General features: G+C 48.6%; 4 protein-coding genes, 3 tRNA genes and 1 pseudogene. 4 read left to right on the top strand and 4 right to left on the bottom strand.

Annotation, left to right across the window (positions count from 1 at the left end; all coding sequences use genetic code 11):
• From PHH59_RS16845 to PHH59_RS16830, 4 genes and pseudogenes are all read right to left on the bottom strand, one after another.
• A pseudogene (locus PHH59_RS16845) lies at window positions 1-268 on the bottom strand (hypothetical protein); the annotation flags it as partial.
• A gap of 480 nt (window positions 269-748) precedes the next feature.
• Window positions 749-1,156 (bottom strand): hypothetical protein, encoded by a 408-nt coding sequence (locus tag PHH59_RS16840; RefSeq protein WP_300019009.1) that lies wholly within the window; start codon window positions 1,154-1,156, stop codon window positions 749-751.
• Window positions 1,157-1,215: 59 nt separating this feature from the next.
• Window positions 1,216-1,812, bottom strand: coding sequence for an exosortase system-associated protein, TIGR04073 family (locus PHH59_RS16835; RefSeq protein ID WP_300019006.1), 597 nt, complete (start codon window positions 1,810-1,812; stop codon window positions 1,216-1,218).
• A gap of 56 nt (window positions 1,813-1,868) precedes the next feature.
• Window positions 1,869-4,157, bottom strand: coding sequence for a Tex family protein (locus PHH59_RS16830; protein ID WP_300019003.1), 2,289 nt, complete (start codon window positions 4,155-4,157; stop codon window positions 1,869-1,871).
• Window positions 4,158-4,424: 267 nt separating this feature from the next.
• Between PHH59_RS16830 and csrA the strand changes: the two genes are divergently transcribed.
• The 4 genes from csrA to PHH59_RS16810 all read left to right on the top strand — a co-directional run bounded on the left by csrA (window position 4,425) and on the right by PHH59_RS16810 (window position 4,953).
• On the top strand, window positions 4,425-4,613 hold the full coding sequence (gene csrA, locus PHH59_RS16825) for a carbon storage regulator CsrA (RefSeq protein WP_019864253.1): 189 nt from the start codon (window positions 4,425-4,427) through the stop codon (window positions 4,611-4,613).
• Window positions 4,614-4,625: 12 nt separating this feature from the next.
• Window positions 4,626-4,717 (top strand) — tRNA-Ser (locus PHH59_RS16820).
• A gap of 68 nt (window positions 4,718-4,785) precedes the next feature.
• Window positions 4,786-4,862: transfer RNA gene (locus PHH59_RS16815), tRNA-Arg, on the top strand.
• Between the two features lie 15 nt (window positions 4,863-4,877).
• Window positions 4,878-4,953, top strand: a tRNA-Asn gene (locus tag PHH59_RS16810).
• Window positions 4,954-5,652: the final 699 nt, after the last annotated feature.

The raw sequence follows: 5,652 nt of genomic DNA, 5'->3' as shown, positions 1-5,652 counted from the left end.
GCGGCTGTGCGGCCTCGGCAACCGCTCCCTGCGTTGCCCTACCTCCTGCATCCATGCAGTCGTCGTCTTCCACGGGCGGCAGGACGTCTTTCAGCTTGGAGATGCCACTTGTGCCCCAGAGGGTATGCCGCTTGAGGCATCGCGCCAAGCCAGAACGCGACACGTCCGGGTTGATGTATGTTTTAGTGACATAAAGCAAGTCATCCAGAGGCAGATACAAGGTTTCACGCAAACCGGCCACAATCGCCCCGGCAACCGCTCTGTCCATAGACCCCCCTTGTGGTGGCATCCATGCAGTCGTCTTCCAGCTCCGTTAGGGTGGTGTTTAAGGTATGGGCGCGATGTGAACGGTCTTCGGTGTCCTCGCGCTGTTGCCATTTCCTCGCTAATGTTGTACCGCCCGGCCAGTTTCCGGTCTGACAGTGCCGAATCCTTGATTTCTTGGCGGATTACGGGCGTTGTCCTTGCTTGGGAATGGATGTGGTGGCCCATGTGCTTGTTTCCTGTTTAGCAGTCTGATAATGTTCTTGTAAATACGCTTTTGCCCGGAACAACGACCAGCTACGGATGGGTATATGATCGCACGGAACTATACACTCCAAGTTATTTCATGCCTATTCCTAAATCGAAGGGAAAAGGGATAGGTTCCGCCAGTTTGAACAGATAACATGCCAAACAGGAATGTTATCTGTATAACGCTTTGTGCGGAATTGGGGGATGAATAGTGACAAATTAGAGGGTTGCGAAATTATTCCTTGGGCACCAACACCACCGGTTTTGATTCAGGCAAAGCCCACATCGCACCAGTTAAAGGGTCAACGATTAAGTGGCCTATTACTGGTAAGAAAAGGAGGTTGCCCCAATACCAGCCATTTAAATGGGCATTCAGTGGCGTGCTTTGTGTGCCATAGCCTTCTTTTTGAAATTTAAGCGTGTATTTTTCGCCTTTAAAATAACCGGCATCACTTTTTAGCGTGACGGTGGCAGGCGTTTTGCCGCTATGTACGGTTTTGCCTTGCTGGTTTACGACCGCAAATTCGGCGTTACTAGGCAGGCTGGAAATAGCGACCGGATGGGCTGAATCGGTGACGATACTGGCACATCCTGATAACAGGGCGATGGCTGACAAGGTAAAGGAAATTTTTTTAAGCAGCATAATAAAACCTTAAAAATAAAATAAAAATGACAGAAAAGTGGCAAACCGGGGCAGTCCGTTTACTTCATCATTTGCTTTTTGAAAAGCGTATCCAATTTGCGGTTAGTGTGCTCATTGTCGCCTCCAAAATTGTCAGGTACGGGGCGCGGAGGTACGGCAACCACTTTAGTTTGTACAGCGGGGACATCTGGCGTGGCAATGACTTCGTCGCTAGGGGGGCAGTTATCGAGACGAAAAATATCGTTATACTGGGTGTCCTTATCAAAATCATCCCAAACATGCAAAGGATAAGCAACAGGTTTGGTAGGGATGGGCAGCGATATGAAATCAGCAAAACCGACACTTACGCGCCCCAAGGTATTGATCAGGCCTTTGGCAAGGCCGCCAGTCAAGCCATAGAAGATGTTGCTGTCGTTGGTGGTGTTGATGATGTTTTTTGGGATTTCCAATAGGCTGGAGTCAAAATTAGACACCATCCGCAAGGCTTTTTCGTTGATCTTTTGAGCATAACTGCATGGCTGCTGGCTTTGCAAAGTGTTGACCGTTGCGGCAATGCTGGTGTTGTCATCCTGCTGATCCGCCATACTTTGGGGTAGGTAAGTAGTTATCAGTCCGCTGCATAAGACGTACACAAAGAAACGGTTAAATTTATTCATGGCAAATCCTGTTGGTTAGTTAAATGATGGAATTAGTATAGCAGAGCTTGTGTTTTTTATTTCTTCAATGCCTTAGCGAGCACATCCGCCATCGTGCCCCGCACCGGTTCCACTTTTTTAGGGGCGGCGGATTGCTTCTTAACGGATTTTTCGGCTTTTTCCGGACGCGGTTGACGGACGGCGTCGGGAGCCGTTTTCATGCTTAAGGCAATCCGTTTCCGCGCCACGTCGATTTCCAATACGGTGACTTTTACCATGTCGCCGACTTTAACCGCGTCTTTGGGGTCTTTGACAAAAGTGTCGGACAAATGCGATACGTGCACCAAACCATCCTGATGTACGCCTATATCGACAAACGCTCCAAAATTGGCGACATTGCTGACCACGCCTTCCAACTTCATGCCCACTTCCAAGTCGGTGATTTTTTCTATCCCTGCGGTGAACGCCAAACTTTTGAATTCTGGCCTGGGGTCGCGCCCCGGTTTTTCCAGCTCTTGCAAAATATCAGTGACGGTGGGCAAACCAAAATCTTCGCTGGTAAATTTGCCGGGGTTGATGTTACGTAAAAACAGGCTTTGCCCGATGATGTCGCGGATCGATTTGCCCGTGTCTTTGATAATCGCTTCCACGACCGGATAAGCTTCAGGATGCACGGCGGAGGCATCCAGCGGATTGTCGCCATTCATGATACGCAAGAAACCCGCCGCCTGCTCGTAGGTTTTGTCACCCAAACGGGGGATTTTTTTCAGTTGTTCACGATTGCGGAACGGGCCGTTCTCGTTACGGTAAGCGACAATATTTTCACTGACACTGGTCGATAAGCCTGACACCTGTTTCAGCAAGGGAACTGAAGCGGTGTTGACATCGACACCCACCGCGTTGACACAATCCTCAACCACCGCATCCAAGCTCCGCGCCAATTGCACAGGATTGACATCGTGTTGGTATTGGCCTACGCCGATAGATTTGGGGTCGATTTTCACCAGTTCCGCCAGCGGGTCTTGCAAACGTCTGGCGATGGAAACTGCACCGCGCAAAGATACGTCCAATTCGGGGAATTCTTTGGCGGCAAATTCGGAGGCTGAATACACCGACGCGCCCGCCTCTGAGACCACAATCTTGGTGATAGCCAATCCAGGGTGTTGTTTGATGACATCCGCCACCAGTTGGTCGGTTTCGCGTGAACCCGTGCCATTGCCGATGCTGACCAGGTTGACGCCATGTTTTTTGATGAGCTGTGCGAGGCTGGCGATAGATTCGTCCCATTGCTTGCGCGGCGGATGCGGGTAAATCGTTTCCGTCGCCAACAGTTTTCCGGTGGCGTCCACGACGGCAACCTTCACCCCCGTGCGTATGCCCGGATCCAGCCCCATCGTCGTTTTGCTGCCGGCAGGTGCGGCTAACAGCAAGGCACGTAAATTACTGGCGAAAACCTTTATGGCTTCTTGTTCGGCGGCTTCACGCAGACGTTGCCTCAAATCTGCATCAATGCGCGTATAAAGTTTGATTTTCCAAGCATGGCGGGCAGTTTCCGCCAACCACGCATCGGCAGCACGGGCGGTGTCGGAGACTTTTAGATACTGCGCGACAAATTGGGCGCACAAATCGTGTTCGGTTTTATCATCGGCGGCGGGCTTTAGGTGCAAACCCAGCAAATCTTCGTTGCGGCCGCGTAGCAAAGCCAAGGCTCGGTGCGAGGGGATTTTGTTGATTGCCTCGCTATAATCGAAATAATCTTTAAATTTTTCCGCCTGCTGTTCTTTACCCGCAAGCACCGTCGCGTGAATAATCCCCTTTTGCCAAACCCGTTCACGCAATTCGGCCAGCAACTCGGCATTTTCAGAGACACGCTCCATGATAATTTGCCGCGCACCTTCCAATGCCGCCGCCACATCAGCAACACCTTTTTCCTCGTCAAAATAGGCCAAGGCGGCTTGTTCCGGCACTAAGCTTCGCTCATTGAGCAATGCATCTGCAAGGGGTTCTAAACCAGCCTCACGGGCCTGCTGTGCCTTGGTGCGTCGCTTGGGTTTAAAAGGCAAATACAAGTCTTCCAGTAAGGTTTTTGTGTCTGCCGAATTGATGGCCAGCTCTAGTTCTGGTGTCAGCTTGTCTTGCGAGCGGATGCTATCGAGTATGCTGGCGCGTCGCCCGTTAAGTTCGCGCAGATAAATAAGACGCTCTTCCAGCATCCGTAACTGGCTATCATCCAAGCCCCCCGTGGCCTCTTTGCGGTAACGGGAAATAAAAGGCACGGTCGCACCTTCATCCAGCAGCTTGACTGCCGCACTCACTTGTTTGGGATTTACCGATAATTCTTCAGCAATGTGGGAAATTACGTCCATTTTAATTATTTCAGTTTAAAAATAGCCATTGTAGCGTGAATGATGGATTTTTAGATAATTCCATCAGATTAATTCCAATTCCACCAAACAGCTTAAATATCATGAATCTGCAACAAATTTGCGTAAGTCATGCCCGACAGTTTACCAAAGCAAAGTTTACACCACCTCAGGTTTTGATTTTTATTTACCTGAAAAACTGTTATTATGCTTAGCGTAAGTTGGATGCTGTGTAAAACAGTAAGTTTTTAAATACATTAGGGAGAAGCCATGCTTATACTGACTCGCCGAGTAGGGGAAACTTTAATGATTGGTGACGAAGTGACGGTTACCGTCCTTGGAGTTAAGGGAAACCAGGTTCGCATAGGTGTCAACGCGCCAAAAGATGTATCTGTACACAGAGAAGAAATTTACGAAAGAATAAAAAAAGAACAAGCAGAGTCAGCTAGTTCTGAGTGATCCACAGTTTCAGGAGGGATGGCCGAGAGGCTGAAGGCGCTCCCCTGCTAAGGGAGTATGGGCTTTAACTCCCATCGAGGGTTCGAATCCCTCTCTCTCCGCCAAAATTAATTTAAAAATATTTTCTTGACAGTTTTGTAATTAGAAAAGATAATAACCAGCTCAATTTAACGCGCCCGTAGCTCAGATGGATAGAGTAATCGGCTACGAACCGATCGGTCGGGAGTTCGAATCTCTCCGGGCGCGCCAATTCAAAAAGTTTAATCCCCTGTAGCTCAGTCGGTAGAGCGGGTGACTGTTAATCACTAGGTCGGCGGTTCGAGCCCGTCCGGGGGAGCCAAGTAAATCAAGGGCTTAGGTAAGTTTTACCTAAGCCCTTTTTATTGGTGGTCACTTTTATGGTCACTTTGATTTCGATTTGAATACCGGCGGGTGAAATGAATTTTTGTTGGTTACTTGCGCAGAATATGCGAAAAAACAGCGGTCAAGACGGTGCGATTTCGAACAAATATTAAGCAACCAATGCTGTCAAGTCAATCAAATTGGTTGAATGAAAATCACGATATTCGAGTCATCATCAGACGACTCGAAAATATGGAGAAAAGGAAGATGGGAAATGGAATGACTAAGAGGCCGACAGCGATGGAGCCACTTACGAGGATTTCTGTTTCGAAGCTCTATTTTCATAAAACTCAGTTACTTTGCTGGCAAGCCACATTTGAGGGTTTTTGATAACTGGCAGTGGAACCTCTCCGGCTTTACGCATTCTCCAAAACTTGCGCTCTAGTCACGCCTAACTTTTTTAGCATATCGTTAATTTTAAGGGTAGTCCCGCAATCGGAATGATTTGTTAAAAGTCAAGCCTAGATGTCAAGTCCCGCCTGGTCATAAACCTTTTTAACAAACAACTCAGGCTTATCTTCTTGCCATTTTTGGACGGCTTGCATAGGCGTTTGATGGTTGATGGCGCGTTGTGGAATATGAAGGTTGTAGATGATCAGATAGCTCAACAAAGTCTTTTCCAAGTCATCCGCGGAGT

Source organism: Methylovulum sp., from assembly GCF_028687615.1.
Lineage (GTDB): Bacteria > Pseudomonadota > Gammaproteobacteria > Methylococcales > Methylomonadaceae > Methylovulum.
This window is presented reverse-complemented; position numbering and strand designations above follow the sequence as displayed.

What these genes read in the sequence shown, in the direction of transcription:
- PHH59_RS16840 (WP_300019009.1), bottom strand. Translation starts at nt 1,156, where the DNA reads ATGCTGCTTAAAAAAATTTCCTTTACCTTGTCAGCCATCGCCCTGTTA.
- PHH59_RS16830 (WP_300019003.1), bottom strand. Translation starts at nt 4,157, where the DNA reads ATGGACGTAATTTCCCACATTGCTGAAGAATTATCGGTAAATCCCAAA.
- PHH59_RS16835 (WP_300019006.1), bottom strand. Translation starts at nt 1,812, where the DNA reads ATGAATAAATTTAACCGTTTCTTTGTGTACGTCTTATGCAGCGGACTG.
- csrA (WP_019864253.1), top strand. Translation starts at nt 4,425, where the DNA reads ATGCTTATACTGACTCGCCGAGTAGGGGAAACTTTAATGATTGGTGAC.